The organism is Brevibacillus laterosporus DSM 25 (assembly GCF_002706795.1).
GTDB lineage: Bacteria > Bacillota > Bacilli > Brevibacillales > Brevibacillaceae > Brevibacillus_B > Brevibacillus_B laterosporus.
This window is the reverse complement of the sequence record NZ_CP017705.1, coordinates 4,035,131-4,061,454: the sequence shown is the minus strand read 5'-3', so window position 1 is coordinate 4,061,454 and position 26,324 is coordinate 4,035,131. Positions and strand designations below refer to the sequence as shown.

At 49.7% G+C, this 26,324-nt stretch carries 36 protein-coding genes and 2 pseudogenes; 3 read left to right on the top strand and 35 right to left on the bottom strand.

Going from position 1 to position 26,324, the window contains the following annotated elements; genetic code table 11:
• Window positions 1–3: 3 nt before the first annotated feature.
• The 15 genes and pseudogenes from BrL25_RS19495 to BrL25_RS19430 form a co-directional block, all read right to left on the bottom strand.
• Window positions 4–1,041 carry a phage tail sheath subtilisin-like domain-containing protein gene (locus tag BrL25_RS19495; protein WP_018672670.1) on the bottom strand — a complete coding sequence of 346 codons (1,038 nt, stop codon included), beginning with the start codon at window positions 1,039–1,041 and terminating at the stop codon, window positions 4–6.
• A 14-nt stretch (window positions 1,042–1,055) separates the two neighbouring features.
• Window positions 1,056–1,502, bottom strand: a complete 447-nt coding sequence (locus BrL25_RS19490; protein ID WP_018672669.1) for a hypothetical protein — start codon at window positions 1,500–1,502, stop codon at window positions 1,056–1,058.
• Between the two features lie 13 nt (window positions 1,503–1,515).
• Window positions 1,516–1,848, bottom strand: a complete 333-nt coding sequence (locus tag BrL25_RS19485) for an HK97 gp10 family phage protein (protein ID WP_236848064.1) — start codon at window positions 1,846–1,848, stop codon at window positions 1,516–1,518.
• An 86-nt stretch (window positions 1,849–1,934) separates the two neighbouring features.
• The gene (locus BrL25_RS19480; RefSeq protein ID WP_236848063.1) at window positions 1,935–2,285 is read right to left on the bottom strand and encodes a hypothetical protein; all 351 of its coding nucleotides are present in this window, start codon (window positions 2,283–2,285) and stop codon (window positions 1,935–1,937) included.
• Window positions 2,286–2,300: 15 nt separating this feature from the next.
• Window positions 2,301–2,684: a hypothetical protein gene (locus BrL25_RS19475; RefSeq protein WP_018672666.1), complete on the bottom strand. Its 384-nt coding sequence runs from the start codon at window positions 2,682–2,684 to the stop codon at window positions 2,301–2,303.
• 18 nt (window positions 2,685–2,702) lie between these two features.
• Window positions 2,703–2,921, bottom strand: a complete 219-nt coding sequence (locus tag BrL25_RS19470) for a hypothetical protein (RefSeq protein WP_018672665.1) — start codon at window positions 2,919–2,921, stop codon at window positions 2,703–2,705.
• Between the two features lie 11 nt (window positions 2,922–2,932).
• Complete coding sequence (locus BrL25_RS19465) at window positions 2,933–4,051, bottom strand: SU10 major capsid protein (protein WP_018672664.1); 1,119 nt, start codon at window positions 4,049–4,051, stop codon at window positions 2,933–2,935.
• A 62-nt stretch (window positions 4,052–4,113) separates the two neighbouring features.
• Window positions 4,114–4,809 (bottom strand): phage scaffolding protein, encoded by a 696-nt coding sequence (locus BrL25_RS19460; protein WP_018672663.1) that lies wholly within the window; start codon window positions 4,807–4,809, stop codon window positions 4,114–4,116.
• 73 nt (window positions 4,810–4,882) lie between these two features.
• On the bottom strand, window positions 4,883–5,710 hold the full coding sequence (locus tag BrL25_RS19455) for a phage minor capsid protein (RefSeq protein ID WP_018672662.1): 828 nt from the start codon (window positions 5,708–5,710) through the stop codon (window positions 4,883–4,885).
• Window positions 5,710–6,252, bottom strand: coding sequence for a hypothetical protein (locus BrL25_RS25820; protein WP_236848062.1), 543 nt, complete (start codon window positions 6,250–6,252; stop codon window positions 5,710–5,712). Before BrL25_RS25820 ends, BrL25_RS19455 begins: the two co-directional genes overlap by 1 nt.
• 564 nt (window positions 6,253–6,816) lie before the next feature.
• Window positions 6,817–7,176 (bottom strand): annotated as a pseudogene (locus BrL25_RS25815) (phage portal protein); the annotation flags it as partial.
• Window positions 7,177–7,277: 101 nt separating this feature from the next.
• Window positions 7,278–8,981 carry a phage terminase large subunit gene (terL, locus tag BrL25_RS19445; protein ID WP_018672660.1) on the bottom strand — a complete coding sequence of 568 codons (1,704 nt, stop codon included), beginning with the start codon at window positions 8,979–8,981 and terminating at the stop codon, window positions 7,278–7,280.
• The gene (locus BrL25_RS19440) at window positions 8,968–9,465 is read right to left on the bottom strand and encodes a phBC6A51 family helix-turn-helix protein (RefSeq protein WP_236848061.1); all 498 of its coding nucleotides are present in this window, start codon (window positions 9,463–9,465) and stop codon (window positions 8,968–8,970) included. Before BrL25_RS19440 ends, terL begins: the two co-directional genes overlap by 14 nt.
• Window positions 9,466–10,602: 1,137 nt before the next feature.
• A complete protein-coding gene (locus tag BrL25_RS19435) occupies window positions 10,603–11,463 on the bottom strand; it encodes a helix-turn-helix transcriptional regulator (protein ID WP_018672658.1) in 861 nt (286 codons plus the stop codon).
• A 251-nt stretch (window positions 11,464–11,714) separates the two neighbouring features.
• On the bottom strand, window positions 11,715–11,984 hold the full coding sequence (locus tag BrL25_RS19430) for a hypothetical protein (protein ID WP_018672657.1): 270 nt from the start codon (window positions 11,982–11,984) through the stop codon (window positions 11,715–11,717).
• Between the two features lie 409 nt (window positions 11,985–12,393).
• Here BrL25_RS19430 and BrL25_RS24915 point away from each other — a divergent pair, with 409 nt between their 5' ends.
• Both BrL25_RS24915 and BrL25_RS19420 read left to right on the top strand, forming a co-directional pair.
• Window positions 12,394–12,600, top strand: a complete 207-nt coding sequence (locus tag BrL25_RS24915) for a hypothetical protein (protein ID WP_155803057.1) — start codon at window positions 12,394–12,396, stop codon at window positions 12,598–12,600.
• A 655-nt stretch (window positions 12,601–13,255) separates the two neighbouring features.
• Complete coding sequence (locus BrL25_RS19420) at window positions 13,256–13,468, top strand: helix-turn-helix domain-containing protein (protein ID WP_018672653.1); 213 nt, start codon at window positions 13,256–13,258, stop codon at window positions 13,466–13,468.
• A 36-nt stretch (window positions 13,469–13,504) separates the two neighbouring features.
• Here BrL25_RS19420 and BrL25_RS19415 read toward each other — a convergent pair whose 3' ends face one another.
• From BrL25_RS19415 to BrL25_RS19405, 3 genes are all read right to left on the bottom strand, one after another.
• The gene (locus BrL25_RS19415; protein WP_018672652.1) at window positions 13,505–13,954 is read right to left on the bottom strand and encodes a hypothetical protein; all 450 of its coding nucleotides are present in this window, start codon (window positions 13,952–13,954) and stop codon (window positions 13,505–13,507) included.
• Window positions 13,954–14,109, bottom strand: a complete 156-nt coding sequence (locus BrL25_RS24910; protein WP_236848113.1) for a hypothetical protein — start codon at window positions 14,107–14,109, stop codon at window positions 13,954–13,956. Before BrL25_RS24910 ends, BrL25_RS19415 begins: the two co-directional genes overlap by 1 nt.
• A 224-nt stretch (window positions 14,110–14,333) precedes the next feature.
• Window positions 14,334–15,551, bottom strand: a complete 1,218-nt coding sequence (locus tag BrL25_RS19405; RefSeq protein ID WP_018672650.1) for an HsdM family class I SAM-dependent methyltransferase — start codon at window positions 15,549–15,551, stop codon at window positions 14,334–14,336.
• A gap of 152 nt (window positions 15,552–15,703) precedes the next feature.
• Between BrL25_RS19405 and BrL25_RS19400 the strand changes: the two genes are divergently transcribed.
• A complete protein-coding gene (locus BrL25_RS19400) occupies window positions 15,704–16,099 on the top strand; it encodes a hypothetical protein (protein ID WP_018672649.1) in 396 nt (131 codons plus the stop codon).
• 201 nt (window positions 16,100–16,300) lie between these two features.
• On the opposite strand, the gene BrL25_RS19395 is transcribed toward BrL25_RS19400, so the two are convergent.
• From BrL25_RS19395 to BrL25_RS25805, 17 genes and pseudogenes are all read right to left on the bottom strand, one after another.
• Complete coding sequence (locus BrL25_RS19395; RefSeq protein ID WP_018672647.1) at window positions 16,301–16,666, bottom strand: DUF7448 domain-containing protein; 366 nt, start codon at window positions 16,664–16,666, stop codon at window positions 16,301–16,303.
• Window positions 16,666–17,220, bottom strand: coding sequence for a deoxynucleotide monophosphate kinase family protein (locus tag BrL25_RS19390; protein WP_035312119.1), 555 nt, complete (start codon window positions 17,218–17,220; stop codon window positions 16,666–16,668). The genes BrL25_RS19395 and BrL25_RS19390 overlap by 1 nt, the downstream gene beginning before the upstream one ends.
• Window positions 17,207–18,487, bottom strand: a complete 1,281-nt coding sequence (locus BrL25_RS19385) for a hypothetical protein (RefSeq protein ID WP_018672645.1) — start codon at window positions 18,485–18,487, stop codon at window positions 17,207–17,209. Before BrL25_RS19385 ends, BrL25_RS19390 begins: the two co-directional genes overlap by 14 nt.
• Before the next feature lie 27 nt (window positions 18,488–18,514).
• A complete protein-coding gene (thyX, locus tag BrL25_RS19380; RefSeq protein ID WP_018672644.1) occupies window positions 18,515–19,333 on the bottom strand; it encodes an FAD-dependent thymidylate synthase in 819 nt (272 codons plus the stop codon).
• Window positions 19,333–19,881 carry a dUTP diphosphatase gene (locus BrL25_RS19375; RefSeq protein WP_018672643.1) on the bottom strand — a complete coding sequence of 183 codons (549 nt, stop codon included), beginning with the start codon at window positions 19,879–19,881 and terminating at the stop codon, window positions 19,333–19,335. The genes thyX and BrL25_RS19375 overlap by 1 nt, the downstream gene beginning before the upstream one ends.
• On the bottom strand, window positions 19,878–20,120 hold the full coding sequence (locus BrL25_RS19370; RefSeq protein WP_018672642.1) for a hypothetical protein: 243 nt from the start codon (window positions 20,118–20,120) through the stop codon (window positions 19,878–19,880). The genes BrL25_RS19375 and BrL25_RS19370 overlap by 4 nt, the downstream gene beginning before the upstream one ends.
• Window positions 20,117–20,416 (bottom strand): hypothetical protein, encoded by a 300-nt coding sequence (locus BrL25_RS19365; RefSeq protein WP_018672641.1) that lies wholly within the window; start codon window positions 20,414–20,416, stop codon window positions 20,117–20,119. The genes BrL25_RS19370 and BrL25_RS19365 overlap by 4 nt, the downstream gene beginning before the upstream one ends.
• 14 nt (window positions 20,417–20,430) lie before the next feature.
• Window positions 20,431–22,636 (bottom strand): annotated as a pseudogene (nrdJ, locus tag BrL25_RS19360) (ribonucleoside-triphosphate reductase, adenosylcobalamin-dependent).
• 216 nt (window positions 22,637–22,852) lie between these two features.
• A complete protein-coding gene (locus tag BrL25_RS19355) occupies window positions 22,853–23,059 on the bottom strand; it encodes a hypothetical protein (protein WP_018672640.1) in 207 nt (68 codons plus the stop codon).
• Window positions 23,059–23,343, bottom strand: coding sequence for a hypothetical protein (locus BrL25_RS19350; RefSeq protein WP_018672639.1), 285 nt, complete (start codon window positions 23,341–23,343; stop codon window positions 23,059–23,061). The genes BrL25_RS19355 and BrL25_RS19350 overlap by 1 nt, the downstream gene beginning before the upstream one ends.
• Window positions 23,344–23,345: 2 nt before the next feature.
• Window positions 23,346–23,873 carry a crossover junction endodeoxyribonuclease RuvC gene (locus BrL25_RS19345; protein WP_018672638.1) on the bottom strand — a complete coding sequence of 176 codons (528 nt, stop codon included), beginning with the start codon at window positions 23,871–23,873 and terminating at the stop codon, window positions 23,346–23,348.
• A 13-nt stretch (window positions 23,874–23,886) separates the two neighbouring features.
• Entirely contained in the window at window positions 23,887–24,105 is a 219-nt protein-coding gene (locus tag BrL25_RS19340) for a hypothetical protein (RefSeq protein ID WP_157775858.1), read from the bottom strand.
• A 20-nt stretch (window positions 24,106–24,125) separates the two neighbouring features.
• The gene (locus tag BrL25_RS19335; protein ID WP_018672636.1) at window positions 24,126–24,329 is read right to left on the bottom strand and encodes a hypothetical protein; all 204 of its coding nucleotides are present in this window, start codon (window positions 24,327–24,329) and stop codon (window positions 24,126–24,128) included.
• The gene (locus tag BrL25_RS19330; RefSeq protein WP_018672635.1) at window positions 24,320–24,712 is read right to left on the bottom strand and encodes a YopX family protein; all 393 of its coding nucleotides are present in this window, start codon (window positions 24,710–24,712) and stop codon (window positions 24,320–24,322) included. Before BrL25_RS19330 ends, BrL25_RS19335 begins: the two co-directional genes overlap by 10 nt.
• On the bottom strand, window positions 24,712–24,960 hold the full coding sequence (locus BrL25_RS19325) for a hypothetical protein (RefSeq protein WP_018672634.1): 249 nt from the start codon (window positions 24,958–24,960) through the stop codon (window positions 24,712–24,714). The genes BrL25_RS19330 and BrL25_RS19325 overlap by 1 nt, the downstream gene beginning before the upstream one ends.
• Window positions 24,960–25,547 carry a 3'-5' exonuclease gene (locus BrL25_RS19320; protein ID WP_018672633.1) on the bottom strand — a complete coding sequence of 196 codons (588 nt, stop codon included), beginning with the start codon at window positions 25,545–25,547 and terminating at the stop codon, window positions 24,960–24,962. Before BrL25_RS19320 ends, BrL25_RS19325 begins: the two co-directional genes overlap by 1 nt.
• Complete coding sequence (locus BrL25_RS25805; protein WP_236848058.1) at window positions 25,547–25,993, bottom strand: hypothetical protein; 447 nt, start codon at window positions 25,991–25,993, stop codon at window positions 25,547–25,549. The genes BrL25_RS19320 and BrL25_RS25805 overlap by 1 nt, the downstream gene beginning before the upstream one ends.
• Window positions 25,994–26,324 lie beyond the last annotated feature (331 nt).

The following is a 26,324-nucleotide window of genomic DNA, read 5'->3' as shown; positions in this document are numbered from 1 at the left end:
TCCCTATACGTGGATTCGTAGGAAGATGCGTTCCATGCTATCGGTTTCTGTGTAAGCAATGTACAAAAACACCGCGTCTCCCTTCGATTCAAATTCGGGGTCTAGCGTTACAACTGGGTCTTCGAGGACGTTCGCCTTGCCTAAACGCTCTAAGTACGCCTTGATGGCCGCAATAAGTGCCGCCTGACCGTCTCGGTTGTTATCGAGCTTACCGATGTATTCACTCGCGGCCGTCTTCGGAATGTCCGTATTAATCGCCTGTCGTCCGCGAATCTTGCGAATCTTGGCGCCGCTCGTTAATTGCCCTTTTTCAACAAGCACATAATCACCGTTGTGTACGAGGACCAGCGAACCCGCTTCGAGGGCCTCCTCGATCTGTGCGTTGGTTAATCGTTTAGTAACGTCGTCTAACGGTAATCTTGCGTACGTAATCGACTTGTTAATCGGGGTACCTGCGATTAAACCAGCAATGTACGCCGCGTATTCACAGGACGGGTACTCCTTGCCGTTGACTACTCCGCCGACAATCAGGTTAGCTACATAGTCGTCCGCAACCTTCTTGCTACGTGCATTACCCACTTTCGGGTCAGCGTCATCAGCCGCCGTACCGCCCGTTACATACACGAAATGTTTACCTTCCTTACGATTGCGTTTCGTCCACGCTACCGTTGCGTCAATTTCGGCTGCATCCGCAAGCCCGTCGTACACAAACACGTTAAATGCTCGTGTTTCAAAGGAATCGCGCATCTCAATAAATGACTCCGGCGTCAGCTCCTTCGGCATGGTGTATACAATTACTTGCTTTGCGCCACCCTGCAGCGCAAATCGAATCGACTGAATGTTTGTTACGCCGAACAAGTCAACCGATTGCTTTTCAGTCTCAATCATGTAGAACGTCTTTTCTGTTGCCTTTGCTCCGTACTTCATAAGTGGAATCGCTACGATACCACGTGCACCGCCTCGAATCTGTGATGCCGCCGCTTCCACGTACATTAGATAGAGCCCGGGACGGGTCGGCTCGTTAAGTGGGTCCCATTCCATTGCGTTACCTCCTTTTATCGGGCTTCAACTCGCCCATATACATGCATAATCTTGTCGTACTGTTCTTGCGTTCTTGCCTCGCGTACCTCCGTTGATAGCACCCCAAGCCGTGCGTAGAGACCACCCTCCGTCTTGAGTGCCGTAGAAAAAGAAAAAGACCCGATACGGATATACCGCTTCGAGTCTTTCACTGGAATTAACGTAGTTCCATCGTTTGCTTTACGTTCGATCACGTCCATTTTCGCTAGGACGTCCTGCGCATCAACACCGTATACCACGATCTGATAGTCGCGATCAATCCGGTAGTGATAGCGCGTCTCGGACTCAGAATCGGAGGACAGGAGTCGGACGACTACGTTATTTTTCGCAGGCTTGTCAGGTACCTCGTATTTCAACGCGATCGAAGGTAATGCCGCCTTTATAAACTCGCCCACTGATTCCTGTTCAACAAGTGCGGACAACGTACCACCTCCGTTAGAAACCTAGTTTCTGAACTTCCGCTCTTACTCCGTCTTCAATGTCTTTTAGCCACTTTTTCTTATGTTCATCGGCTGGAGTATCTATAAACTTCGCAACAGTGCCGGGAGTTGTCGGATTCTTGATGTCACCTTTTACCTCGTGAAAGTAGTAAGCGTAATTAAAGTTCGGCCACTTGGGCGTACTTTCTACCGCAACGGCCGAAATCTCACCGCTTACCTCACCGCTTTTCTGCCGGACTTCCGTACTAATACCGCGCCGTAACGTGCCTTTGTCCAAAGGTGCAACGTCTACTGACTCCGCTTTCCACTCGTCCATAGCATCGTGCATACCTCGCTTGGTTGCGGCAAATACAACCTCGGGCGTTCGCTTAATCGCGTCCTTAAATGCCCGCATATCAAATTCGAGTTCCATCGTTACAGTGACACCTCCGTTAAGATAGGCTTGCCGCCAATATTACGCTTAATCTCGATCGCTAACGGACTATACTGACGTACTCTACCGAGCTCGTCGACAAATTCGATCCGATCACTGATCGAAATAGGCGCTAGTCTGTCGCATAGTATTTGCGCAGAGGACACGACTTCCTGCGAAGTAACCCCATGCACACCGCCCTGATTCGTCTGTGCCCGGACAAGCTTCGTCTTCTCTTGTATCCGGCAACGCAACGAGAAAGGATCGCCGTATACCGGTCGATCCCATTCGTCTGTCTTCGGATTGCCCTCGTCGTCTAACAACGCAGGGTACACCGTTATCTTGTTTCGCATCGGCACCAAAGGCATCTATAACACGCTCCATCCTACGCCGCGGCTTCCGAGTTTCACGTCGTTTTCCGCCCCGATTAGTTCACGACTTATTGGCGGTATCAGGTCGACCAGTTCTCTCGGTTTGTCACGGAAGGTAAAGGATGCAACGCCGGATAACGAAAACGAACTAACGCCGCTGTGCGCCTGCCGTAACGTATCGTTAAACTCCCGGGCTAATACTGCCGCGAACTCATATACAGCCGTATCCGGTATCGTATACTTTGGAAATGCAGACGTTAATGTGCGTGATGCGACGTTAATTATCCGTTGTTTTCTCGCTTCGTCACAGTCCGCCCAATCCTCGATATCAATAACATTTACGTCAACATACTCGTCTGCGGCTTCGATTGATAACATCATAGGGAAACACCTCCGGTTTTATTCGGAGGCTTTGCCGCGTCCCCTTTTGGCGGGTTGTGCGGCGGGTTCCTCCGTATGAGTTACGTCATCTGTACGCTTGATCCATGTGGGGACCAACGCGTCTAACATAGTAATTTCGTCTGCTTTTTCGGTTGAATACGTTCCGAAGAATCCAAACTTGACGCGGATATTGCCGCTATCAACTTCATAGAAAGGGGATGCTTTATAGTTAGCCATTTGCTACCTCCTTACGATACCGACGTGGAGATATTTTCGAGAATTGCGATCTTCTCCTTTGCATTCTTTACCTTCACGCCGTACTCGCCGCGAATTTGACGAGCTACAAAGTCAGCTCCCGGTACGCCTGCATCCACGTCGTAAAGGGCACGACCTTGCAACGAATGCATCGACAAGATACTTCGATCGAACAGCGCTACCTTATTTTTCGGGAAGTTCGGGTCAACGATAATCGTCGCTTCACCGCCACCTACGATGTCAGAAACGAACGTGGAGATACGGTGACCAGTCGCAGTATCTTGTCGCTCAGTGCGAATCGTATTGGCTGCTAGTTTCGAGATTTGACGTGCACCCGCTGTGTTTGTCAGGATGGTGTTTACGTTACCTCCGCGCAAATAAACTTCTTCCATCAAATCGTTAATAACCTTTGCATCGATCTCTTTTCCACTGAGGTTCTTTTTAGCCGCGCCCTTCTTATCCGCGTAATACAAAAGACCACCGCTCATGCTCGGTGTACCCTTGTTACCCATAATTTTACGACCATAAATCAGGGTATCGTTCATCTCACGAGACATCTCTTTCAAACGTAACTCAACTTGGTAGTTTAATTCGTCGGTTACGTTATGGGTGCGAACTGCCATTTGCGTATTGGAGACGGAGGCATAACGCTCATAGATTTGCGTATAGTTATCATCGACGTAACGATCGTGGCCCTCGTCTTGGCCTACGCCAGCGCCTTGCAACTGCGGACGAGCTACGATTCGAAGTTCTGCTCCGGCTTTTAGAGCGCCCGCCGTAGTGCCGTCAAATCCACGAATTACTGTTACCTCATCGCCAGCAACGGCAGTCACTTTCATGTACTCTTCGCCGGCTACCACGATTGCATTCATGCGGAATTTCTCGCCGTCACCATCATTTACGACCAATTGAGTATCAGTAGCCGTAGCATCTGCCTTTACATTGGCGCGGTTCGAGTTAAGGTTGTCGGACATCCACTCAAATTTCGTTTGTGTTAGTGGCTCGCCGTTTAAGCCAACCAAACCTAGTAGAGTAGGCGCGTCGTCGATAATTAGATCAATTCCAGCCGATAGTTCACGTACTTGGTCTTTAAAGTCATAGGTAAATAGCATTAATGGGATTCCTCCTTGTTTTTGGGTATTAAAAAACCACCGCTAATAGATCGGTGGTAAGGTTACTTACGTAATTGACTTAGTTTATTGGACAGCTCTAAGACTTTTCCGAAGTCTTTTTTTGTCTTTGCATCCTCTAGTTGTGCCTCGATTGTTTTGACTCCCGTTTCGTGTCCGTATCCAGACGGTCCGCCGATCGTACTAGGCTCCTTTTTGGTCTGTGCGATAAGAAACGGTTTGGTCTCTACCAAAGACTGTATTACGCTATCCACCCCCGTCACATTGCCCGACTCATCAATCGTTACTTTAGATAAATCAGTTGACGCGAGGATGTAGGCATCGTCGATATGAGCGATATTTGCGCTAGTTGCCGCTGTGATAAACGCGTTACGAATTTTTTCCTGACGGTATTTCGCTTCCATTTCGGCGACACTTTGCTCTAAGGCTTGTTTTGACGCGACTTCCTTCTCGAAATCCGTTTTCCATCGCTCAATCTCGGTCATCTCAGCTCGTTGTTTCTCTTCACGTTCTCGCTCGTATTCGGTAATCTTTGTTTTCAACTCATCATAATCGGCATATTTCTCCGTCTTCTTACGTTCACGCGCGACTCTCTCAGCTACAATCCTGTCTAATTCTTCCTGCGTAAAGGTTTTTGGTGTTTCTACGGGATCGTCGGTTGGTGGCGCTTGTTCTTCTGTGTTATCCTCCGCAAAAGTTTGCAGATTCATCGGAAATAATAGTTTAAAAGTGTCAGTCATTCGTTACCTCCCGCTTAAAGCCCGTCGGCTATATAGTTTCCGAAAGTTTTTCGCCATTTCGTAAGGCCGGACACTATTCCGGTGCTCTGATCGGTGAGACCAGATGACGACAACGAGGATGGAAGATATCCCGTCGTCCTCTTAAATCTTCAAGATACGGATAATCGCCGGGTGCATCGGGCGTCAACTTAACGATCCGACCTTCCCACAGTCGGCAAGCATCTTTTGCCCCATGCCTCGAAATCCTGCCGTAGTATACTTCGCGTCCAATCGCCTCGTTTATCGTGCCTTCCATGTGCGCGAACATCGTTTTCGTACGGGTTACCATATCGACATAGACTTCCGGCTTCCAACGCCTTCCCGCCGCGTCAATAATTCCTGTGTTTAAGGAGTCGCCTAGAGTCTTTCGGAGTCTCGACAGTACATCTCGGTTGATCGTCCGTCTACCGTTTACCCCCTTCGCCATGTTTGCCCGCATAGATTCTGCGGTTACCTTGCGCACAGCGTTTCGTACCCTTCGTTTTATGTTTTTTGTCACCGCAAGTAAGTCCTCTTGCGCATCCGCTATTACAGCGTCAGTCATTGCCTTATTCATTCGATTGAACTTCGCTATTGAACGTGCTTCCTCGATCGTTGACGCGGCTCCTAGCGCGTAAATAACGTCTGCTACACCGTTGCTGGCGGCTAAAGGTATATTTACTCGAACCCATTCCGCTGATTCTCTGTCCAATGCGGATAGTATGCGGGCGACTTCGCTTAGAGCTGCAATCCCGTTGTCCCGTGAAATCGACGTAATATCAAGCCGATCAAGCTCGTGGAATATGTCCTCGACGGCTTGCTTGTATGCTCGAACTAGTTTCTCAGTTTCGTAATCATAGTTGGGCATCGGTGGTTCTCGCACTATTCTTCGCCACCCTCAGCATTAAAAATAGACGAGTCCACCGTCCCGTTTGCGGCTTTCTCGTCCTCGTCAATACGCGCCATAATTTCGTCTGCTTTTTCGTCGTCTACTTCGTCCATGTACTTAATCGCGGAACGAACGTCTATAGTAGGCTTGCCCCCGGTTCTCACTGACATAGTTTCCGCAATCTCTTTCTCATCGCGAGGTATACCGTCTTTCCAACGAATAGTTGGGTATGCGGGCGTGTACGATTCGAAGCCCTCTACGCCGTCATTCGCGAAGTTCTCTAATATTTGCGATGAGTACAACGCGTCACGAAAAGCTCGGTCAACGTGCGCTCTTATCCGTTTAACCTTTGATAGAATCGGCATAAAACGTGACTTTATCGCCGAGCCATCGGTATGTGACGTTCCAGTTCCGCCCTTGTCTTCCGCAAGTGTCGTACCGAATAGCCATTGCGGTGTCTCACTCATTTGAAATACGATGCCTAGTAGCACGTCTAGTTCTTTAAAGGCGCCGTCTAACTGCGAATCCCACGTCATGTATCCGGGTTTAACCTCCGTCTCAGCTACGGGAATATAACGCCCACTGAATCGTACGTCGGGCTCACCTAAATCGGGGCCATACGCCGTCGGGTCACTGTGTTTCCACAGAATGTAATCGATCTGAACCAGTCGATCGTTAATCGCGGCTAGTACCGACTCTATCTTTTCGATCCCACTGCTTCCCCACCAATCCGTATCAGTAGACTTGTACGGGATGTGGTGGATTGCCATGTGAGAGAGACCCGTTGCAACAACATCTTTATCGCGTCCTGTACTAACCCCCTCGCCTATGGTGAACGTTTGAATCGGCGCATCATATCTCGTATCTACCGATTTGGGATGCAGTCGGAACCTTTCGTAGATTATTGCCCCCGGAACATGACGTTCGACGTTAAGATAGGGAGCCTGCGTTGTCTTCGAACCCTCCACAATTGACTCTATCAATCCGTTTGTCTCCGTCACCCACTCGACCCACGCTATACTAATCGCTTTGAATCGTTTGCGTGAGCCCTTCGATAGCTCAGGGAATACGTTCGACGGGTCAACCGCTTCAATAATCGGCTCGGGTTTCACGTTGATTTCGATACCTTCGGGCACTTCCGATAAGTCCTGCCGTTGAGCATAGTACGTCTTAATGAACGCGTCTCCTCGAATTCCAGCACCGGTAACTATCTCGTGACCCAAAACGTTCAAATCGTTCTCCTCGACGATAGAGCTCAGTCGTTGTTGCTCGAGGGAGGAATCTGGTAAGCCGGATTCATACGAAGGAGGTTCGCCAAACATTAAATCGGCTGGCTTCGTTAGTAGCACGTCCATCAAGTTGACCGCGATATAGAGCTTCGATAATTGTGGAGCGTGCGGCGTATCCTTTAGGATTTCGGTAGCACGTTCGAGTACTTCCGCTTGCTTGCCGTCGAAAATCTTACGGCCACGATAGTATTTGGATAGGCGTTCGACGTCGCGAGCAGGCGGGAATTGTGCGCCTGTGACGAATAGTTTAGTGATAAGTCTCGACCTCCTTTCTACATATATGCGGGCTTGTCGACCACTCGTTTTCTACGTATTTTTGCCGCGTCGTACGCCATATGTAAGGCATCTGGACCATCATCGTGATTATGATTCGGGTACATTTCGAACATTTCGATCAGTAGACGTTGATCCCGCTTAAATCGAATCTTCCCACTCTGAATATCCGGTAATAACGATTCAATACGGAGTGCTTTACGCATACGTTGCTTGATCTCCTTCAAACGCCGATGCGTAGGGTATCCTTTTCTCCGTAACTCTTCCGCCAGTTTGTGCGCGAACCATTCTTGCGCCTGCTGCGCCTCTACCGCGATACCTTCGTACTGGAACCGCAACGCCCTGTCCACCGTTTCGTTTAGCAGTACATCGGGATGAACACGTTTTAGAAAGACGTCAGTGACGTAGCAAACACCAGTGTCGCGATTTCGGGCGAGTGTGATAATAGCCGAGTAATCGCCTTTCTCTTTTCCCATGGCAAAGTCAATCCCCACGTAATAGTCGAGGGTCAGTTCCTCTAGTTCAGAATCTATATAATAGGTAAACTGCTCTGGATCGAATATCTGTGACTCTTCATCGACGGGATTGCCAAGATACTCCTGATTGAAGGCACGGGCTCCCATTGATTCTCGTTTCTCCATAAAGTAGAGATACGAGTACATTTGCGGCCAAAGGACTTCGGTGCCCTTGGTCATTTCTTCCTCGTTGCTCCTGTAAAAATTCCGGGCGCGTTCTTTTGCGTCTGAACGATCCTCGGTGTAGATTCTTCTCCACTCGTCCCACAAATCCTCACGCTCTGACCAACCTAAAATAGCAGGGAATTTCCTTGAAACGAAGTCCTTACCTTTGGTCAATACGTGGTTAAGCAACGAATCATAGTGCACGATTGTTCCCATGTATACGCAAATACCACCAAACCCCAATGCCTCTAACATCTCGGACCTAAACCAATGTAGGTTTTTGGCGCGAGTCTCTGGTGTATTGGTGTTTTCGGCGGATTCCAAATCATCGAGAATAAACAAACCGGGCCGCTCACTCAAATGACGCAGACCGCGCATCTGAGTACCGATCCCTTTCGCCTCAACCTTCGTGCCTGTTGACGTAATAAACTCGTATTTGTTGTCGACTTCATTCATCGATGGCTTCGGATGGAGTAACGGTCCGAAATCCTCCCGTAGCTTCTCGTTGAACTTGAGTTGGTTAACCGTCCATTTGATGAAGTCACCGGCAACATCGGTAGTTTCGGATACCTCTACGATATACTTCTGCATGCGAAACGCGATTTGGTGGCATAGATACGAGTTCGATAGGTACGCTGTTTTAGCGTGACGACGCCCTACTGACCACGCCACATTCTCGTTAATGTCTCCCTTTACGATCTGATCTAGAAGTCCACATAGCGTAATATGAAAAGAGGCAGCGCCTTCAAGCGTCTGCCCCTTCGGAATTAAATTCGAATTGTTATCGGGATTCCTGTCCTCTGAAAAATATTCATACGTAAAAAAGAGAACGTCATGTTCTGCGCGATGAACTCGTTCTAGTTTTTCGAGTTCGCCCACGACGTTTTCCCACTGGTCTAGATCGTATTCGGTAAGGCTCCCGCTTTTCGCTAGTTTCTTGTACGCGTCGATAAGACGGTACCGTTGCGCGATCTCCTCCTCCCGATCCGCCCTATCTAGCCACTCTCCGTTAAGATATGCCATCGGTATCAGGCTCCTTGGACCGTTCCAATAACGCCGCTAGTCGTTCGTCGATAGACTGTAGCGAACGCCCATCATCGTTTGTAACCTCCGACTTATCGATCAACAGACCGCCGAATTTATAAAAAAGCTCGATCCCCTTCATCGATCCTTGACCCTTTAGCGTCATGTCCAAGTGCTTCTCCATAATCTGCGGAAGATGCGACATAAAAGCGTTTGCGGACAGACCGTTCACATAATCGATAAATGTCTCGTTATAATTGCGCCATTTGTAGAGTGAACTGACGGAGCAACCCGCTTCCTTCGCAATTTCATCGAGCCTCATTCGCCCCTTTTCCGCGTCAACGGGATTTTTAGCTAGGAAGTTGTTGACCGCGAGTAACTGCGCCGCCTTAATCTGTTCTTGGGTAAGTCGTGCCTCAAGCTTGCGTAAATCTTTCGCCATGTTGTCGTCTCCTTTCGTAAATTGAGTACAAAAAGAAGCCACCGATAGGCATTCGGTAGCTTTCGTTTACATTCAAGATGTCTAATTGGACCCGGTGATTTAAAACCTGCAAGAAATAGTCCGGCACCTGATCGTGGGAAAACCGACGACCGCCTTGGGGGATTCGCATTTCGCTTACTTTTCGGTAGTTACACACGTTGCGTAACCGTGGTTACTTACTTTAACGTAGCGACTTCCGATTCCTCTATGCAACCGTTATGCAAGCGTGTGGCCCCGTCATTCGCCTGTATAACACCATGTTCGCACTATATATCGTTATACATCCGATTATGTTAACTGTATAACGAAACGTAACCATACGAATGCTGTAATAACGCTGGTTTCGCGTACGAACAACGGTTAACATACCGTAGATTATCGGACTCAAACATACGTTCGAATACAACCGTATACACAATCGGTGCATAAAAGGGAACGGGTGCAGATCACGCATATAACCGTTGGTTAATACGTATATTTGACGCAACTCAACGGTGACCCGATGTTTTCGGAGGGCACGCGTCTGGAACGTCCGAGTGGATATATTCCATATAATTCGGTATGTATCGGTAACAATACGTAGCTTAATCCGTCCTGACGCTTCATTATATACGCGAAGAAAACGTGATCTTGACGTAGCGTAGCGATTGTGCTTCCTAGACATAGAAAAACGCGGAACCAACGAACGGCGCCGCGTGCTTACTTCCGACTAGTCTTTATATCCCCATTCGCGGTACTTTTCCGTGATAAATTCCAACGAAGCCCCAATGAGTAGTAACGGCATGTGGTACCAACGTAGTTCACTAAACGGATTGAAAGCGATCATCCCCCTCTTACTCTTTTCGTAACACAGGTAGTAAGCTACGGCTCAATCGAGCCTCCACCCTCAGCGGACAAGCCGCCTCGGTATCAATATCTTCTACCGCGTTATATTTACTTCTATACTTTGTTCGCGATGAAAGGTGATAGCGAGGCAACTTGTTTGCCGAAGCTCGGCGTTAGCCGATGTCATACGTCTCTAAAGATAAAGAGAAGAAAATCCGTAAAAACCGCCTTCCACCCCGCCGTTACAACGTTATTCCCACTTTCAATAGGTGTCGTTTTGACCTAAGCAAACGGGGTAAAAGGTATCGTTTTGACCTAAGCAAATTTCTTCGCCTGCCGAATCCGGTGTTCCTCGAACATCCTCCGCACGACTCGCGTATACTCATCCTCGTACTCTTTCCGGAACATAACGTCTGGATGGACGAGATAATTCGTTGTCTTGGCACTTGTTGTCGTCAGCACTACGCCTTTGTTGCGGAGTTTATTCACGAGCTCATACACCGTCTGTATGTCGTGTCCCACTCGTTCGGCCAATTGCTCACGGTTCAAGTGACGTATGACCTCCGGATTCTCCTCGTCTGGATTGTCGCAGAGATAGTACGTCTGATAGTGGAAGAACGGGAGTATCTTGTATAAGAAGCCGAGTTCGCTGAGCGTCAACTCCTCCGCAATCTCACGTGCTTTCACTTGGTATAGCTTCGTAAAGGATGCGCCATCTATTACGTCGCCCATCGTATGGAAATTGACGCTAATGTAGTACACGTTGGTACGGCCTTCCTTTTCGCAAGTTATGACGCCGAGCGTTTCCAATCGTTGTAGAATCGCCATAGTCGCTTTCTTACCGCGACCTAACAGTCGAGCAATGTCCGTCTGCTTTAGTGGCTTGCCGTCCTGTACGAGCTTGCCCTCGCTCTTAAAACGCAAAAACGGAAGCAACTTGATAAGTGCTCCCGCCTCTATTAACGTTAAATCTCGTATGATTCCGAGTATAGCTTCGTGATAACACGCGACCCAATTTAGCCCACGATAAACCAGTTTTATTCGTTCGCGTTCGAAATGCTGACGGGTTGCTTCCCGTTGCGCATCCGTCTGTATAGTCACGTGAGAACCGTCTGGGATAAACGTGCCGAGCTCGCCCGTCTCGGGATGGTATGTACGTTCTAGTACGTTGCTCATGCGCGATCACCTCGAAATATCGTAAACGGTCCACAACAGAACAGTGTCGTCGTTGAACCGAAGGAAATACTACGCCAGTCAAATACTACCCGCATCCAATCGCTCCCCATTCCGTTATTGTTTACGCTCCCATAAGGTAAACTTGCGGCCGATAGCGTGGAGCGTTACGCGTTAAGAACGGTTCATGACGCCGTTCCTCGACCGCATGTAGCGTACGTAAACTAAATAAAGCTCCCGACGGTAGGCACTCGTCAGAAGCTCTCGTTTAATTTACGTTTGAAATCATCACTCTCGAATACAATGTGTACTTTACGTCTTATTTCCTGTTCTTTAACAATCGCGAATACCTTAACCTCGTCGTCCGTTTCCGATATCTTAATATGGACTAGCTTCCCGTCTAGTTCTCGCCACTGTGACTCGCGCATTTCTCGAATGTGGTCAGCGTACTCTTTCTGCGCGGAAAGACGAACCTCACCGTGGTGGAGTACCGCGCGATAGCCGTCTGCTGGTACGTAATTCATTCGATCCCCTCCCACTTAGCCTATTCGGAACACTGGCGAAACACCAATCGGAGCGTTCGCTTTAATGTATTCGATGGCTTGTCGCCGCGGCTCCTCTTCGCCGATTACGGAAACGATGATCCTGTCCGGACGTGATGAGTATAGGTACGTAAACACGCCGAAACGTTCGCCAACCTCGTTATACCATTCTCGCGAGCCTATAACCGTCAATTGTAACGACCTCCTATAAAATAGAAAAAGCCGCCGTAATTGGCGACTCTTAGTTAATTGCTTGCTCAGTGGTAAACATGGCTACTTACCAGCCGATTCCACCGTCATTAAAACGTTGTTTAGTCCAATCAGGTGCTGTCATCTCGTACACTCCTTCACTTAGTGACCTGGGTCTGCGTTCCAGCCCGGATCGCCCGTATTGCAATTACGTTGTACCGCCCAATCTGATTCGGTCATATTGCGTGCCTCCTCCGTTTTAGTAGCCGGGGTCGTCGATCCAGATAACGATACCGTTAGGATCATCGTGCCAATTTTTATCGTACATCATCGCGTTCCCTCCTCGATTAATGACCGGGATCATCGCACCATTCTGGATCAGTCATGTCGTGTAACCTCCTCATATTAGTGGCCGCCGTCTCCGGTCCACTCAGGAGCAGTTTTCCAACGAGGGCCTGCGTCCCAGTCCGGGTCTACGCTATGCTTCCACTCCGGGAAACTTTCGAAAGTAACTTTCATAGTATCCACCTCCTCGTCTACACCTTTCGACAAGGGGATTTCAAAATCCTTCCAAAACCGCAAAAAGCCGCCGGCTATCCGACGACTAATTGCGGTTTTTCACGGCTCGTACCAACGCGGCGATCGAAATGCCCAGCGCTATTACCGCGATTACCAATGTAATAGTTTGCACTGTTCCAACGCCTCCGTTGACTATCGTACATAATCGAGGGTATGATTGGAATAAGATAATGGGGAGGGCAGGGAACCGTTAGGCTCCCATACCCGTTTGTTGACCGACCTCTTACGCCGCTAACGTAAGGGGTCTTTACTTTAGGTTCCGACCGTTGCCGTTTCGCCTGCCATTGCGATAGTTGACTACCGCAGTTGCCAAGTTTACCAGCGCGGTCACCAGAAGCACGACCTCCACCATTACCCGTCCTCCTTCTCATTTACTGGAAGGTATGGAAATCACACCCTCTATAAGAAGGATAACACGTTCCGTTAAACGTGACAATACATTTCGTGCTATTATAGTGTTAAGTTGAGTAATGGAGTTGTTCGCGATGAAAGTTCATATCAAATTAGGGGCTTTACTAAAAGAACGTGGAATCTCTCAACGAGAACTCGCACGCCTGACTGGAATACGTGTCTCGTCAATCAACGAAATGTGCAATAATGAGACTTTACGTTTACCTCTCGATAACCTTGCGAAAATATGCGAAGTGCTTGGCGTTGAGATTACGGATATCCTCGAACTTGTGGATGAACGTCTCTAACATACATAGATACGAAATCCCCTAAAACTGAACCCCTTACGCAATAAAATATTTCTTGACTTCCCCGGCTTTACGGTACTTTTCGTACTGCTCCCGTCTTTGTTTATTACGGATTCGCGCGGTTTCATCCACGAATCGGTTTTCGTATGGACTCCGTTTCCTACGGGACGGCTTGCGGTAACTTCTACCATCCGTTCCCGTGTCCTGTACGATAGCCAGTGAGGTCTCTCCGCCCATGCCGGAGCCTCTACGTTTATGCTTACCCTCTCGACGACGCGCGAGTTGTGTCTCGCTCAGGATCGGATATTCATTATGTGATCCTTTATGCGCATTAGGATCGGTGAGTTCTTCGTGTAGTATCGCGTCTGAATATTTCTCTAGCTCGGCGGCAGGAGGTCGATCCCCCTGTGTCATGACAAAATGATCAACCACCTCTTTAATTCTGCTTATTCGCGTTGTACGTTCCATCACCGTTAGTTCGAACATCAAGCCGCCTCCTCTATTGTTACTTCTCCGTATTTCCACCACTTAAACACCGCCGCAACACGTCCGAGACCACTGTCGATAAGCATTCCGGCTCTCCGATCACTAATCCCTATAATTCGAGCCGCTTCCCTCGCCGTCATATCACGTTCATACACGTAATACAACGCTTCACGCTCCCGATCCGTCAGCCCTGCCCATTCGATCGCCTCCGCCAGATCAATTAACACGTCACACGCCGCGTAGTCGCCCCGTTCGAACCGGCTTGACCGTAAATAGTGGATGTCGCGTAGGATTGCGTGCACGCCGTCGCGGTTATTTAACGCATACCTAACGGAAAGATTTCGGTGTCCCTTTTCGATATCTACGGCACATGCGCCCATTAAGCCGCCTCCTTTATCGTAGTCCTCTCGTAATACTTCGCTACAATCCGATCCATCCACCCAAAGTCCCACGTACTATTACCGTTAATCTCCTCGCCCGCACCGAGTGTCAGTTCATTCCACCGGTAAGGTCCGTCGGCATACGTTTGGGACCCGTCTCTGTATCCGTCGCAGGAATCGTTACCATGCGAGAAGAAAAACGCATCGTTACCCTTGCCGATCCCGTACCAACTCGGAATATGCGGATACAAGTTCTCCCGGACTAAGCCGTCATCCGTAAAGTCCACGAGCAGATCGTCCAGTTGTGCCGAGTCAGTCCGTCGCCCCTTAGCATCCAACCCGATGTCCGTCACCACTGCGAAATATGACGGTAGCTGTCCGGCTAGGAACCGCGCATCGTGTTGCGTGATAGCGCCGTATCCTCCACGCTTAAAACTCGATCCCCACCGTTTAGTCGCAGGCTCAATTAACGGTGTATCTGGCGGTGCCTTCCGAATTATAAGAATCTGCGTCGCTATCGTCGTCCCTACGTGTTGGAACGTTTCGCCTGGCAGGTGAATCGTCGCGATGTGCCAGCACGTTTCATGCATGTATTTACGGATTTTTGCGGAATAATTCGCGTACGAAATACCCATCGGTAGGACGAACGCAATGTAACCGCCGGGCTTTGCAGCTTTGATCGCGAGTTCGATAAATACGTTCTCGGACTTACCGCGGTATTTGCCCTTCGACTTGGATAGCGTCGTAAAATCGTCACGCTCCGTCTCCAACGTCAGCCCATACGGTGGGTTACCAATGACTATATCGTAGTAGTCGCGTCTCTCATGCGTTAGTGCATCCGCATTTATAACGTTAACGTGCGGATAGATGAGCTTCGTCACCTTAGCGCTCGTTTCGTCCAATTCGAGCGCAGTCACTTCGCAATCTGGCGGAATGTGTTCGAGAAACACACCGGAGCCGGCTGAAGGTTCGAGGACGCACGTGCCTGCCGTTAGTCCACCGGACAGTCCCGCAATCGTCTCGACCATGAACCGCGCTACGTGCGTCGGCGTGAAGAAAGCACCGCCGGAGAATGCGTTCGGTAAGAGACCGCCTGCCGACGTGTAGCTTTCGCGTAGGAACTGGACGTCTTCCTCTGTTATTTCTTCGGGTGGTTTCGCTACTATCGCCATCGAGCGTACGTTACCTTCCCAACGTTTGCGGTCGGCTTTTCCCATTTACGCCGCCTCCTTCATTTCGCGTGTGAGATACGATAATAAACGCCTGCCTATCGCGCTTATTACGTTGACAGTTACGGAATTATCTTCCAATATATCGTCGGATGACGTATACTATCGTTAAAATAACGTTAGTGATCGGAGTGAATACTATGTCTTTCATCGCGCATAATTTCGCGGAATCCCTCGAAGCCTATATCTCGGTGGACAAATTCAACCGTCTGTATCTATCGTCCGCACTTCGCACCAAGCTCGGCATAGTGCCCGGCACGCCGTTTAAATGCCACGTGGGTTACGATCCTGTGACCGGCAACATCGGAATCGCACGTCCGGGCGAAGTCTCCGTCGAAGACTCGGTTCAGCCGGCTACATTCGACGGCAAACGTTACTACGCGGCTGTGAGCTCCTTTGTCCGTAAAAATAACGTTCCCGTCGGCAAGTATCTGTATATCGAACGATCCAACAACTGGTACGCGTTCCGTCACGAGAATCAGGAGGCGCCGTCGCCAGCATCGGCTTCACCCGGACGTGGCCGTAAGAAATCGTAAGTAATTTCCGTTGAGGCGGCGTGGCGGCCATCCGTGTAGCCAGCACGGTAGCCGTCCGCATAGGCCTCGAGAACATAAGTAGGCCAGTCGGGTGTGAACGGGTCTACTTGACGATCAGCTTCACTATCTCGAATATCCAGCCCATCACTACAAACACAAGAATTAAGAATACTATCGGGTTCTCGTTTGCAAACTTCCACATCAAGCCGCCTCCTCGATTAGTTCGAAGTCAACAGACTCCGAATAATATCCGTTAGATGTCCCGTACCAACGGAGAGTCACGCTTCCTTTGATAGTCGCGAACTTATAAAAAGTCCACGTATAACGCTCGTCCCACTCATCGACAGGACCGCGCTCCTCACTAACTTCTTCCGCGAGTAAGAGTGGCGTTCCGAGTAAATCGTTCAAGTCTCCACAAATGTCTTCAAGATACACGGTCTCACAGCAGTCTTGCTCGTGGTACATCCGGTAACACTTGCCGTCCTCCGTATAAAAAATCAACTCATCTTCACGGCTGTCGTCGATTATCGTTAGTACCTTTCCACGCAAAACGTTTACCTCTACCATCAAACCGCCTCCCTACGCATAATCTCCCGCATCACAACGTCAATCTGCTCCCATAAGTCGAGGACTGAGCCGTTATTGTTCAACTCGTAATGGACCGCGAACATATCTACGTATCGTTCCGTATCGTGCGTTAAGTCCGCGAGATCAAACGTATCGCCTGCCGAGCGCATCCGGTCTATTCGCACATCGTCCGAAGCGTTTACGCGAATGATGACGTAGCCTTCCGAGTAAAGGCGTGCGTATTCGTTCGGCTGACGAAGGTCCGTGATCACTACATCGAAGCCCTGTGCTTGATATACTTCGCGCATGGTTCGTTTAATCCACACGTCAGGGTCAATCGCTCTCATCGCCTGCCCCACGCCTTGCAATAGCGCACGGGGCTTTTTGCCATTTGCGACTTGTTCGGGGAATAGTTCGCGACACACACGTTTGATGCCGTCGCCGAATGCGTACGGTACGAAGTCGTAATGTTCGACTAGATAGCCCGCGACGGTATCTTTTCCGCTCCGCATTTTGCCGCAGAGGGCAAGTTTAGTCGGACTAGGCAACGGCATACACCTCCGACACATATGCGGACTGCGGATTGCTGTCGTCAATTATTTTTACGTTCTTTAGATACGTCCAGCAACGTGAATAACCTTTTAGTTTTTCGTATTCTGTGTTACGGAAAACTAGTCCGTTAGCACCGTTGATAAAGCTTGTATCTCCTACAGATTCAACAAGACCACTGATGCCACCGTGTATCCCATCTATTGCTTTTACGACGTCACCTACACGCGGCTCCGTAGGATGTGGTGCGTTTAAGTAATCCGTGGGCACATCGAGTCCCAACGCGCGACGTAACGCGATAGCCTTGCCGATATGGACGTTGAAGCAGTCGTCAGGCGAACATTTGGCGGTGCCGCGAGCGAATACCCTTTCCGGCGGTACTCCGCCGCGAAGTAAGCAGGCTACCGTTCTCTTTTCCTTGTTGACGATAAAATCCGCAGTCAATCCGAGGTGTCCTTTGAGAAGGTAAATGTCGGCGCGTCCTCGAAGAGCCGGATTCAATACGTCGGACATGTCAGACCTTAGCTCCACCAAGTCCGCCTTTGCTCGTTCTACGGTGTTATCACGGATTTTCTGTAAAGCGCCACTTACAGCTCCCTTACTCGCCTGTTCTACGATCCCGTCACGTGATTTATTCGTTAGAACTTCCGTTATCTTATCCCGAGTTTCCTCGTTGTTTGGCGCACCCACGAATTTTGCCAACTCCGCCTGTACACTGTCCACGATCGCTTTAAGGATTTCGGTAGGAGACGATGAGGTTACGTTGACGGTTAAGTTCACCGTGATATTATTCGTGGCCGGTTCGTCTAAAGGCGTTATTACTACGTATTCGCGATGATAGATGATTCGACTGTGTTCGTTTACAATCACGCAATTAAACTGCTCCGGTATTTCTTTGACAGTTCGAACACTCCCGTTATCGTACATTCTATCAGCACTTTCAGCCGCGACGATTAGAATACGCTCGCCGGCCTTAGCCTCTCGCTTCTCTTCACGGTAGCGTACGCCGTCAACGTGGATAATGTCGGTGGGTTCGAGGACTACGTAAGAACTAACCCGATAAAGATCGTGTTCTCCAACTTTCACGTTTCCCTGACCAGAAAAATCCACGTTGTGATACCCGCCCACAAACTTACCAATGTCACCCTTTTGAAAAAACGGGGACGATTTCTTGTCTGCTTTCACTAGCTCTCCGACGTTTCCTTCACGTTTAACCTCGCGATACTCACGCTTAACTCCGTTACCATCCGTCAAAATAGTTACGTTCATCATATACCGATCACCCTCCGAAATTTTTATTTAGGCTACGTCAAAGTACGGTGCTGTCCACGGCTCTGCTTTCGTGACCTCTTTACGTAATTGTTCGGCTAATTCCGCAATCTCCCACTGACTACCACGCCCCTCTCGTCGTTTGCCGTAGAAGTCGAGCAAGGCCCGGAGATTCGCGGTCATAACTAGATTGGTTGCGGCCGCGTTCGGAAGTACCATTCGGGCGTCTTCCGGTGGGACTCCAGCACGACGTAGACGGTCGTATACCGATTGTAGGGTGCTCATCGCTTCTTCGAACTCTTCTAACGCCGTTATCTTTCGGAATATGAGGTCACCTGTCTCTTCGTCAAATCCGGTTCCTCTCGATGAATCAGTATCCTTTCCGTTGAGAGAAGGCGGCACCACGTAATCAAATCCGCCTGTCTTATCGGAACTCCCCATCCGTACATATCGTTGTGACTGGACGGAGTAACTAAAGCCGACCCGATGACGTGTCAATTGCGCTAGAAGGGCGCGGGATACGCCCTCGATTGCGAATGTGAACGTGAGGTGTTCCAAAGTGGACGTATGGCCCGATCGTGTAATGTGGCGGAACAGGCGGTCGGCTTCCGTTCCTTCTTCACCGTCAGATGCGGTCTGGCCGAAGTACTTGTCGCCTTCGAGAGCAACGATTTCGGACGGCTTGTTGGCGGAGTAACACGTTCTGATTGCGGTTAGGGCTACGGCTTGGCCGTCGGTTACGCCCCATCGGACTAGCTGATTTCCCTCAAACTCATCGAAGCTATCGTAAAACTCTTCGCTCAGTTGCGTATGAGAGATTAATTTTACGGACATTTGCGTCTCTGCCATTACGCCGATACCCCCGTACTCCCGAATCCGCCGGCTCCGCGTTCCGTCTCGCTTAATTCGTCCGCAACGATAAACTGCGCCTGCATCACCGGCAATATCAATCCTTGGGCAACGCGGTCTCCTTTACGGATTAGATAGTAACCGTCTACACCCGGATCATAGTAGTTGCCGTCCACCTCTATTCCCTCTCCGTTAGAACTAACGAGATAGTTTCCATTAACCAAACCGTAGGTGAAATCGTGAAATTCACTCTCTCCGCAAGTATTAACGAACATCATCGCAACTTCGCCCCGATAGTCACTGTCGATAATACCGATACCATTCGGCTGTCGAAGCGTCGTGTTATACGCAATGCCCGACCGCATGCACACTAACATCACGAAGCCCTCCGGTATTTCAAACGCGAGTCCTAACGGAACCTTTTTCGTCTCACCGGGCGAGATAGCCACGTCCTCAACCGCGACAAGATCGAAGCCGGCCGAGCCAGCCGTTGCGTACTGCGGGATTACTGCGTCCGGGTGCAGACGTTTGATTTTTACGGGGATCATTCGGTACCCTCCTTCATGGATTCGTAGACATCGAGAAGTTTTCGTTCGGCAAAATACAGACCAGCCTTGTAGGCTTTCGTTTCCAAGTCGTCTGGTTCTCGTAGGTTCACTCGGTAGTGTTCATCGTGTAGTTTACAAAGCGCATGAAATACGATATCAACTAGTTGTTCACCAACCGTGGGCTTGCCTCGTAATATTTCGATTAACTCGCGTTGTTCATTCGTTGGGCCGTAGCTCATCGACGTACTTCCTTAACGACGAATACCTTGCCCCGTTGTTCAATAATCTGGTACTTGTCGGTGTCAAATCGGGATATGTCCGTTATGGTGACCTCGTATCTTGGTGTAACGTAATCTACCGCAGCATGATATGTCCCGAACAGACATAACGCCGACATTACAGTAAGCGCTAACCCCACACTCTCACCACCGAGTATGCAGAGAGATGCCAGTGCTATAAATAGGAACGTCAGCAGTCCAAGACCTATAACTCCAAACAGTGCCCCGCCGTTTGATGCCGTACTCAGAATTTCCATCCCGCCACCTCCATTTATCTAATTGGACACGCCCCACCCTCACATGAATCAGCGCCCTCCAAATCGCTAGTTCCGTCCGTCTCGTACTTCGCTAGAATTGCCGGATCGAACGGCTTCATCTTGGCACGTAGCTCCTCGTATTCCTCTTTCGTAATAGCCTCGTACGGCGCGAGCTGATAGGTACCCCCGTCTAACGCTAAGAACGATACGCCCACAAAGTCGTCCCATCCGTCCCACACCGTCTGCTCGACCGTTGCCCACTCGTCCGGCCTTACCGTAATCGTATTGGACGAATTGTGGTCGGTGTACGATCGCTGGAATCGGAAGTAAGTATCGAATTGACGCGTGGCACTTACGTCGTCTTTCGTTTCTAACGCGCCAGAAGCTACAGGAAAGTCGATGACCAACGTTCGGGCATTAGCAAGACGTTCTGCTTCGGTTGTCGCCCGGTGTACCTACCTCGGGGCTAACTGTCCAGCCAAGCTCCTGCGCCACCTTAACGAGTGGATCGGACGCGTTGATACGGATGCGTCGAATGTAATACGGGCTGTGCGACCAGTGGAGACCGGACGATACGCCGCCGGCTAACTGCGATATGGTGCCCTCCGGTTTGACCGTTGTCACAAGTAAGGGCGCGTTCACACGGAGTTCCTTAGCGTAAGATTCCGCCTCGTTATTTGCTACTGTGCCGAGAAGTTCGAGTAAGTCACGTTCCTGACGTTCGTTATAGTTAACGGCCGCCATCGCATCTTTCCATCCGGTTAGTGACGTGCCGAGAAGCCTGTCACGTTGTTGGATCGCGTCCCAATGTGGTAATTCGAGTGTTACGAGAGTCATACGTAGGCCTGCACGGGCGGAGCGTCGTTGAGCTTGTAAAAGTGCGCGGATGTCGAGTTTACCGCCACTTACGAACTGCATAACGTTGACCGTCGTTAAGTTACAGACTCCGTATGAATCTAGTAGTATTTCCGCACATGGATTTAAGCCTTCGGCGTTCGGTCGTCTTCGTCTCGCCTCTTCCAAGTTGATGAATCCCGGCTCGCCTTCCGATTGCATAATTGTAAACACTAGATTTAAAAACTCACGACTAGGCTTAGATTCAAACGCGATAGAGTTATTCGATAGTCGCCGATGGTCAAGTCCGAACCGTCCGTCTCCTACTTTCGAAATGGTGTTGAACCACTCCGGCTTTTGTCCGATGGCTTCTAGCATTTCGCCCACCTTACGATGATGCGCGAGTTGATCTTCCGTCCACACGCCGTTTATACCGTATTTGGCGAGGAGGCACTCGTAGTCGTCCGCATCAAAGAGGAAGATTTCGGCTGTTCTGCGCACGCCTCCGACCACCACGTTAGCTCCGATGAGGTTTCCGATATCGAGAATATGGATCGGGCGGACGCGTTTGTAATCCGTCTCATAGCCTTTTGGAGCCAGGAAGGGCGTAGGAATATTGTTTTTTAATGGAGCTAACGTCGGGTCGATCTGGTTCTTTAGTACGCGGTCGATTCCCGCAAACATCTCCGCAAGAGGCTCATGCCCCGATGCCGTCCCTCCGAATCGTTTCAATCGTTCCCCTTTAGGTCGGACGGAGTTGTACGAAATCTTGATCGTATGGACACTCCGGTAATCTGGCTCCGTTAGGATTTCGAAATAGGCTCGGAGCGCTTCGACCCACCCCTCTTTACTGTCGCCCACGTAGATTTTCACGTAGCCGTTGTCGAGTTCGGTCACTTTCGTTCGCTCTAATCGTCGGCCTACGGGAACAGGTTCGTAAGGCGCGTTGATTAACGTGGTATTTGTACGGATTGACGCTAGGCCTGCCGCGAACTCCTTCGTACACTTGAATCCGACGCCTGTGCCGATCATCAATAGGTAGAACAGGTCGCCTAAATCCGACCACGATCGAATGTTAATACTAGAGCAATTGAAATTAGACAGTGGGTATTTGTCCGCGATCCCACTTTCGGCACCCCCAATCCACAACGTCCGCCCACTCAGGAATTGACGTAGATTGAACATCTCGTCAAAGAACGCCTCGGCTTCGGCCCGTAAACTCGCGTAAGGCACCGTATAGCCGATCTTTTCGTAATGCTTTGCTGCGAGACCGAGGTTGTACTCCGTAGCCCTGCGGCACGTTTCTTTCCACGTCTCACGGCGGCCAATTTCGGGTAGCCACCGTGAATATGTCCGGTAATATACGAACTTGCCGAGCTCGTTCATGTGTTCGGGAAAGTCCGGGTACTTTTCGACGAACTCATCCGTTAGTAGTTGGGTCAATCCGCGTCATCTCCCTTTCAATTTCGTTTATCGCGTTAATTATCGTTTGCCTGCGTAATCTTAGCGCCAGACATCTTCGTTCACTGACGAACAGGCTCTCGTTTACGTCCTCTAGCTCCTCGCGTAGGTAACGGAGTGATCGTTCAATGTGGGTTTCTTTCATTTATTCTCGGGCATCTTCGAAAAGAATACTTTACTCACGATGGATAGGAGTATTAACGATGCTATCGACTGCCAGAATCCGAAGTCAATGCCGAAAATGAATGTCACTAGTACGGACACTACCCACGCGAGAAACACGTTGATTCCGATGTCTAGTAACAACGCGCCTAAAATGAAGAGAGTAGATTGTTTACTATCGAACATCAAACCGCCTCCCACACTTTGACCATTTTTTCTACTTGATGTACTTCCGTGCATTCGACTTCATTCTCGTATTCCCACGGCCTCTCGTCTTGGCACTCTGTTGCTCCGACACTATAGCCGGTGGAGTAATACTTCCCATCAATCCATTTAAAGATAATGTCGTGGTGTATAGACCACCTCGATTGGTCGACAATTTGATCTAAAATCACTTCTACTCCGTCGTAACCTTCCCACGGGAGCCCGTACTCTCTTAACTCTTCTGTTCTAAAAGTAACCTTTGCCATTCTCACTCCGCCTCCTCAACGTCTATCAATTTATTCGCGATAAGATACGCCAGCACAACCGCACACGCATCGCTGTCATCGTAGCCAGCCGCAAACTCATAATCTTCCGGCAATCCTAGCATCTTACGGACACTTGCCGCGACCTCGCTCTTCTCCGCCCTCCCATCACCAGTTACCAGCCGTTTCACAGACGTCGGGCTAATCTCGTCAGTCACCGTGTAGCCATACCGAGCCAACCCTTGATCCACCGCCGCCCACGCACCGAACACGCCTTGGCGGGCACGCTTCGACCGGCCGTCCGTAAAGTCCTCACGTATAATTGCGATAAGTGGACCGGCATCGTGAGCTACTGCTACCGTCTTGGCTTCGATGTATGCGAAACGTTGGCCGTCCGTATGCGTCGTAGATGTAACGAGTGATGACGCGTATATTAGCGTAGGCACCCGGTTTACTACGTCTATGACCGCGAATCCCGGGTTCATCGAAATGTCTAAACCGAGATACCTACTCGACTGTTTCCGTCTTGCCATTCGCTAGCCCCCTTTAGACCCAGCCTTCCCGAATCTCTCTGTGAGTGGCATCAATGTGATATCTCTCGGATTTTATGCCGTATCTTCCTGCCATCTCAGCAGAGATGGCGTTTTTTTCTGCGGCTGACCTTGCGGCTAACTCTGCGTAGTGTTTAGAAAGTCCGTCGTAATACTGGCACTCTCCATTTGCTCTCGTCAGCTTCTCAGCTTCTTGTTGCGTAATAGTAGCCAAAACGTTTCTTTTTCCCATGATTACCTCCGTAAGCCCGCCGCGTTCTCTAAATGACGCGCATAGTCGAGCAGATTGTCGTACACCACATCGCTATCCTCCGTATGTAGCTCGGAGGCTAAACGGCGGAGGTCGCCGGACACGACCACCATCACCGTTTTAAGCGAGTCTACTTCGCGTTCCAATTCGTCATAATTATCGATCATCTCATGAGGGACTATCGGCATTTGGTAGACACCTCCTCTGTTAAACCCAGAGTTAACAGATGTGGATGCTCGTAAACATTGCCGATGACTTCGAAAGTAGTACATAATTCTTCAACCATAAATGTGTATTTCCCAATGCCGTACACAATAAATTCGTTATATCTGTATTGGACTTTTCCGATAAGCCGTCTAGGCCTAGTTTGCGTATAGCTTTTCCCTTTAACGATATCCCCCTCATGAATCTCCTTGCCGTTGCGGTCTTTGAGTCCGGTGTATTGCCTGATTACAAGATGTGGTAAGGTAAAAAACTCAGACAAGCGAATTGTTGGATCGGCTACGATCTCTTCCCATGTCACCATGATCTTAGCGATTGTATTGAAGGCTTGAAACTTTATCTCTCGCATCAGGCGTCCACCTCCTCTAACAACGACTCATGGACCACCGTTGATTCTCTAAGTTCCTCCGAGTAGATCACATGCAAACGTCCTTCCTCCGCGTACTTCGTGGCTTCCTGGTGGTGTACGACACCTAGAACGAAAACTTCATCACCCTTCGCGAACATAGTCCTACCCACAATATCAGATTCGTCCAATTCAGCGAGTGCTATCTCAGTGTTTAATTTTTTCTTAGGGCATTTTTTAAAATCAATCATCACGCCACCTCCACGATTTTCGCCCCGTAAGGTACGTATTTCAACGGCCGATCCAGCGCATTTACGACTACATTCCGGTAGTCAATTCCACGATAATCTGCAATCGGTTTAAGCTTGCGGAAGACCTCGATTGTGGCGAGTACGTCGTTCATTGCACGATGGTGCCCGGTTAACTCAACGCCATATCGAGCACACACGTCTTTTAACGAAGCTGACTCCGTGGGCGCTACCAGCTTGGCGAGTGCTCGGGTGCAGACGAACTTTTCAAGGAAAATAGCGCGTCCAGAAATAAACGATAAATCGAACGGAGCATTATGAGCAACGACCGTAGTATCAGTGAAAAATTTAGCTAACGCACCGACAGCGAAGAAACTATAAGTACCTCCGTGCAGTTCTCTTTCTGCGATACCCGTCAGCTCCGTGATAAAGTCAGGCAAGTCGCGCCCTTCATCGAGTTGCACAAACGTCTGGAACCGTCCGTACTCGCGTTCTAAATCCGTTTTCACCGCGGCTATCTCGATTATCTGGTCGTTCTCATGATCGAGCCCCGTTGTTTCCAAGTCAATGAACGTATAGATTTCGCCCATCAAGCCGCCCCTCCCTCTGCTAAATAGTTTCGTAAGCTTCGGTGATCCTGTTTGCCTGCAAGACTTGATCGAGCCATCCGCACGTCAACCTTTTGTAAGAACGCTAGGTTCTCAGCACTCAACGTCGCTTGACAATGACCGGCAAAGAATGGACAAAATCCGCACTTCGTTGTCATGTCCGCAGTCACTTCCGGTTGTTGTCCCTCGTAAACTAGCCGGGCTTGTCTCGCGAGATCACGGAGTAACCGTTCCTGCATTTCGTCGGTGATGTAAAAATAGAACGGGCGCATGTCCGCCATAGGCTTACCGTCAGCCCATGTCTTTTGTCCCTTTGTCACATACGATCGGTCCTCGTCAGAAAACCATGCGGGCTTCTGCGTCGACTCGTATAGAAGGACGCCCTCGTGGATACCGAATACGAGTGATTCAGCAGTTACTTGGCGCAAGTGGTCGTCCTGCGCCCCGTTGCGGTCGAGTTTGCTGTTCATCGCACGTAGACCGGACGCCTTCGTTTTGTATTCAAATAGTAGGCGATCGCTTCCGTTATATCGTAATATTCCGTCAGGCTTTGCAGTGATAGCGAACTTAACACCGTCGTATTCGAACACTACGCGTTGCTGTGCCTCGTCCTCGAACATGTACGCGCCCTCTTCGTTCGTTTCGACGGTAAACTTCGCGTTATCACCGAGTCGCTTCTCCATGTGTACGAGGTCAAGCTGTACAAGTTCGATGTTCGCGTTACCTTGACGGCGTTGGCGTCCTCGGAACGGGATGTCA

What these genes read in the sequence shown, in the direction of transcription:
- BrL25_RS19335 (WP_018672636.1), bottom strand. Translation starts at nt 24,329, where the DNA reads ATGCCGATAGTCCCTCATGAGATGATCGATAATTATGACGAATTGGAA.
- BrL25_RS19475 (WP_018672666.1), bottom strand. Translation starts at nt 2,684, where the DNA reads ATGATGTTATCAATCGAAGCCGCAGACGAGTATGTTGACGTAAATGTT.
- terL (WP_018672660.1), bottom strand. Translation starts at nt 8,981, where the DNA reads ATGGCATATCTTAACGGAGAGTGGCTAGATAGGGCGGATCGGGAGGAG.
- BrL25_RS19325 (WP_018672634.1), bottom strand. Translation starts at nt 24,960, where the DNA reads ATGATTGATTTTAAAAAATGCCCTAAGAAAAAATTAAACACTGAGATA.
- BrL25_RS19430 (WP_018672657.1), bottom strand. Translation starts at nt 11,984, where the DNA reads ATGAATTACGTACCAGCAGACGGCTATCGCGCGGTACTCCACCACGGT.
- BrL25_RS19405 (WP_018672650.1), bottom strand. Translation starts at nt 15,551, where the DNA reads ATGGGAAAAGCCGACCGCAAACGTTGGGAAGGTAACGTACGCTCGATG.
- BrL25_RS19365 (WP_018672641.1), bottom strand. Translation starts at nt 20,416, where the DNA reads ATGGAAATTCTGAGTACGGCATCAAACGGCGGGGCACTGTTTGGAGTT.
- BrL25_RS19370 (WP_018672642.1), bottom strand. Translation starts at nt 20,120, where the DNA reads ATGAGCTACGGCCCAACGAATGAACAACGCGAGTTAATCGAAATATTA.
- BrL25_RS19465 (WP_018672664.1), bottom strand. Translation starts at nt 4,051, where the DNA reads ATGCTATTTACCTATGACTTTAAAGACCAAGTACGTGAACTATCGGCT.
- BrL25_RS19320 (WP_018672633.1), bottom strand. Translation starts at nt 25,547, where the DNA reads ATGGGCGAAATCTATACGTTCATTGACTTGGAAACAACGGGGCTCGAT.
- BrL25_RS19390 (WP_035312119.1), bottom strand. Translation starts at nt 17,220, where the DNA reads ATGCCGTTGCCTAGTCCGACTAAACTTGCCCTCTGCGGCAAAATGCGG.
- BrL25_RS19415 (WP_018672652.1), bottom strand. Translation starts at nt 13,954, where the DNA reads ATGTTCGAACTAACGGTGATGGAACGTACAACGCGAATAAGCAGAATT.
- BrL25_RS19495 (WP_018672670.1), bottom strand. Translation starts at nt 1,041, where the DNA reads ATGGAATGGGACCCACTTAACGAGCCGACCCGTCCCGGGCTCTATCTA.
- BrL25_RS19435 (WP_018672658.1), bottom strand. Translation starts at nt 11,463, where the DNA reads ATGAGCAACGTACTAGAACGTACATACCATCCCGAGACGGGCGAGCTC.
- BrL25_RS19345 (WP_018672638.1), bottom strand. Translation starts at nt 23,873, where the DNA reads ATGGCAAGACGGAAACAGTCGAGTAGGTATCTCGGTTTAGACATTTCG.
- BrL25_RS19460 (WP_018672663.1), bottom strand. Translation starts at nt 4,809, where the DNA reads ATGACTGACACTTTTAAACTATTATTTCCGATGAATCTGCAAACTTTT.
- BrL25_RS19375 (WP_018672643.1), bottom strand. Translation starts at nt 19,881, where the DNA reads ATGATCCCCGTAAAAATCAAACGTCTGCACCCGGACGCAGTAATCCCG.
- BrL25_RS19470 (WP_018672665.1), bottom strand. Translation starts at nt 2,921, where the DNA reads ATGGCTAACTATAAAGCATCCCCTTTCTATGAAGTTGATAGCGGCAAT.
- BrL25_RS19420 (WP_018672653.1), top strand. Translation starts at nt 13,256, where the DNA reads ATGAAAGTTCATATCAAATTAGGGGCTTTACTAAAAGAACGTGGAATC.
- BrL25_RS19400 (WP_018672649.1), top strand. Translation starts at nt 15,704, where the DNA reads ATGTCTTTCATCGCGCATAATTTCGCGGAATCCCTCGAAGCCTATATC.
- BrL25_RS19485 (WP_236848064.1), bottom strand. Translation starts at nt 1,848, where the DNA reads ATGCACGATGCTATGGACGAGTGGAAAGCGGAGTCAGTAGACGTTGCA.
- thyX (WP_018672644.1), bottom strand. Translation starts at nt 19,333, where the DNA reads ATGGCAGAGACGCAAATGTCCGTAAAATTAATCTCTCATACGCAACTG.
- BrL25_RS19395 (WP_018672647.1), bottom strand. Translation starts at nt 16,666, where the DNA reads ATGGTAGAGGTAAACGTTTTGCGTGGAAAGGTACTAACGATAATCGAC.
- BrL25_RS19385 (WP_018672645.1), bottom strand. Translation starts at nt 18,487, where the DNA reads ATGATGAACGTAACTATTTTGACGGATGGTAACGGAGTTAAGCGTGAG.
- BrL25_RS25820 (WP_236848062.1), bottom strand. Translation starts at nt 6,252, where the DNA reads ATGACGTGGGATTCGCAGTTAGACGGCGCCTTTAAAGAACTAGACGTG.
- BrL25_RS19330 (WP_018672635.1), bottom strand. Translation starts at nt 24,712, where the DNA reads ATGCGAGAGATAAAGTTTCAAGCCTTCAATACAATCGCTAAGATCATG.
- BrL25_RS19350 (WP_018672639.1), bottom strand. Translation starts at nt 23,343, where the DNA reads ATGGCAAAGGTTACTTTTAGAACAGAAGAGTTAAGAGAGTACGGGCTC.
- BrL25_RS19480 (WP_236848063.1), bottom strand. Translation starts at nt 2,285, where the DNA reads ATGCGAAACAAGATAACGGTGTACCCTGCGTTGTTAGACGACGAGGGC.
- BrL25_RS19355 (WP_018672640.1), bottom strand. Translation starts at nt 23,059, where the DNA reads ATGTTCGATAGTAAACAATCTACTCTCTTCATTTTAGGCGCGTTGTTA.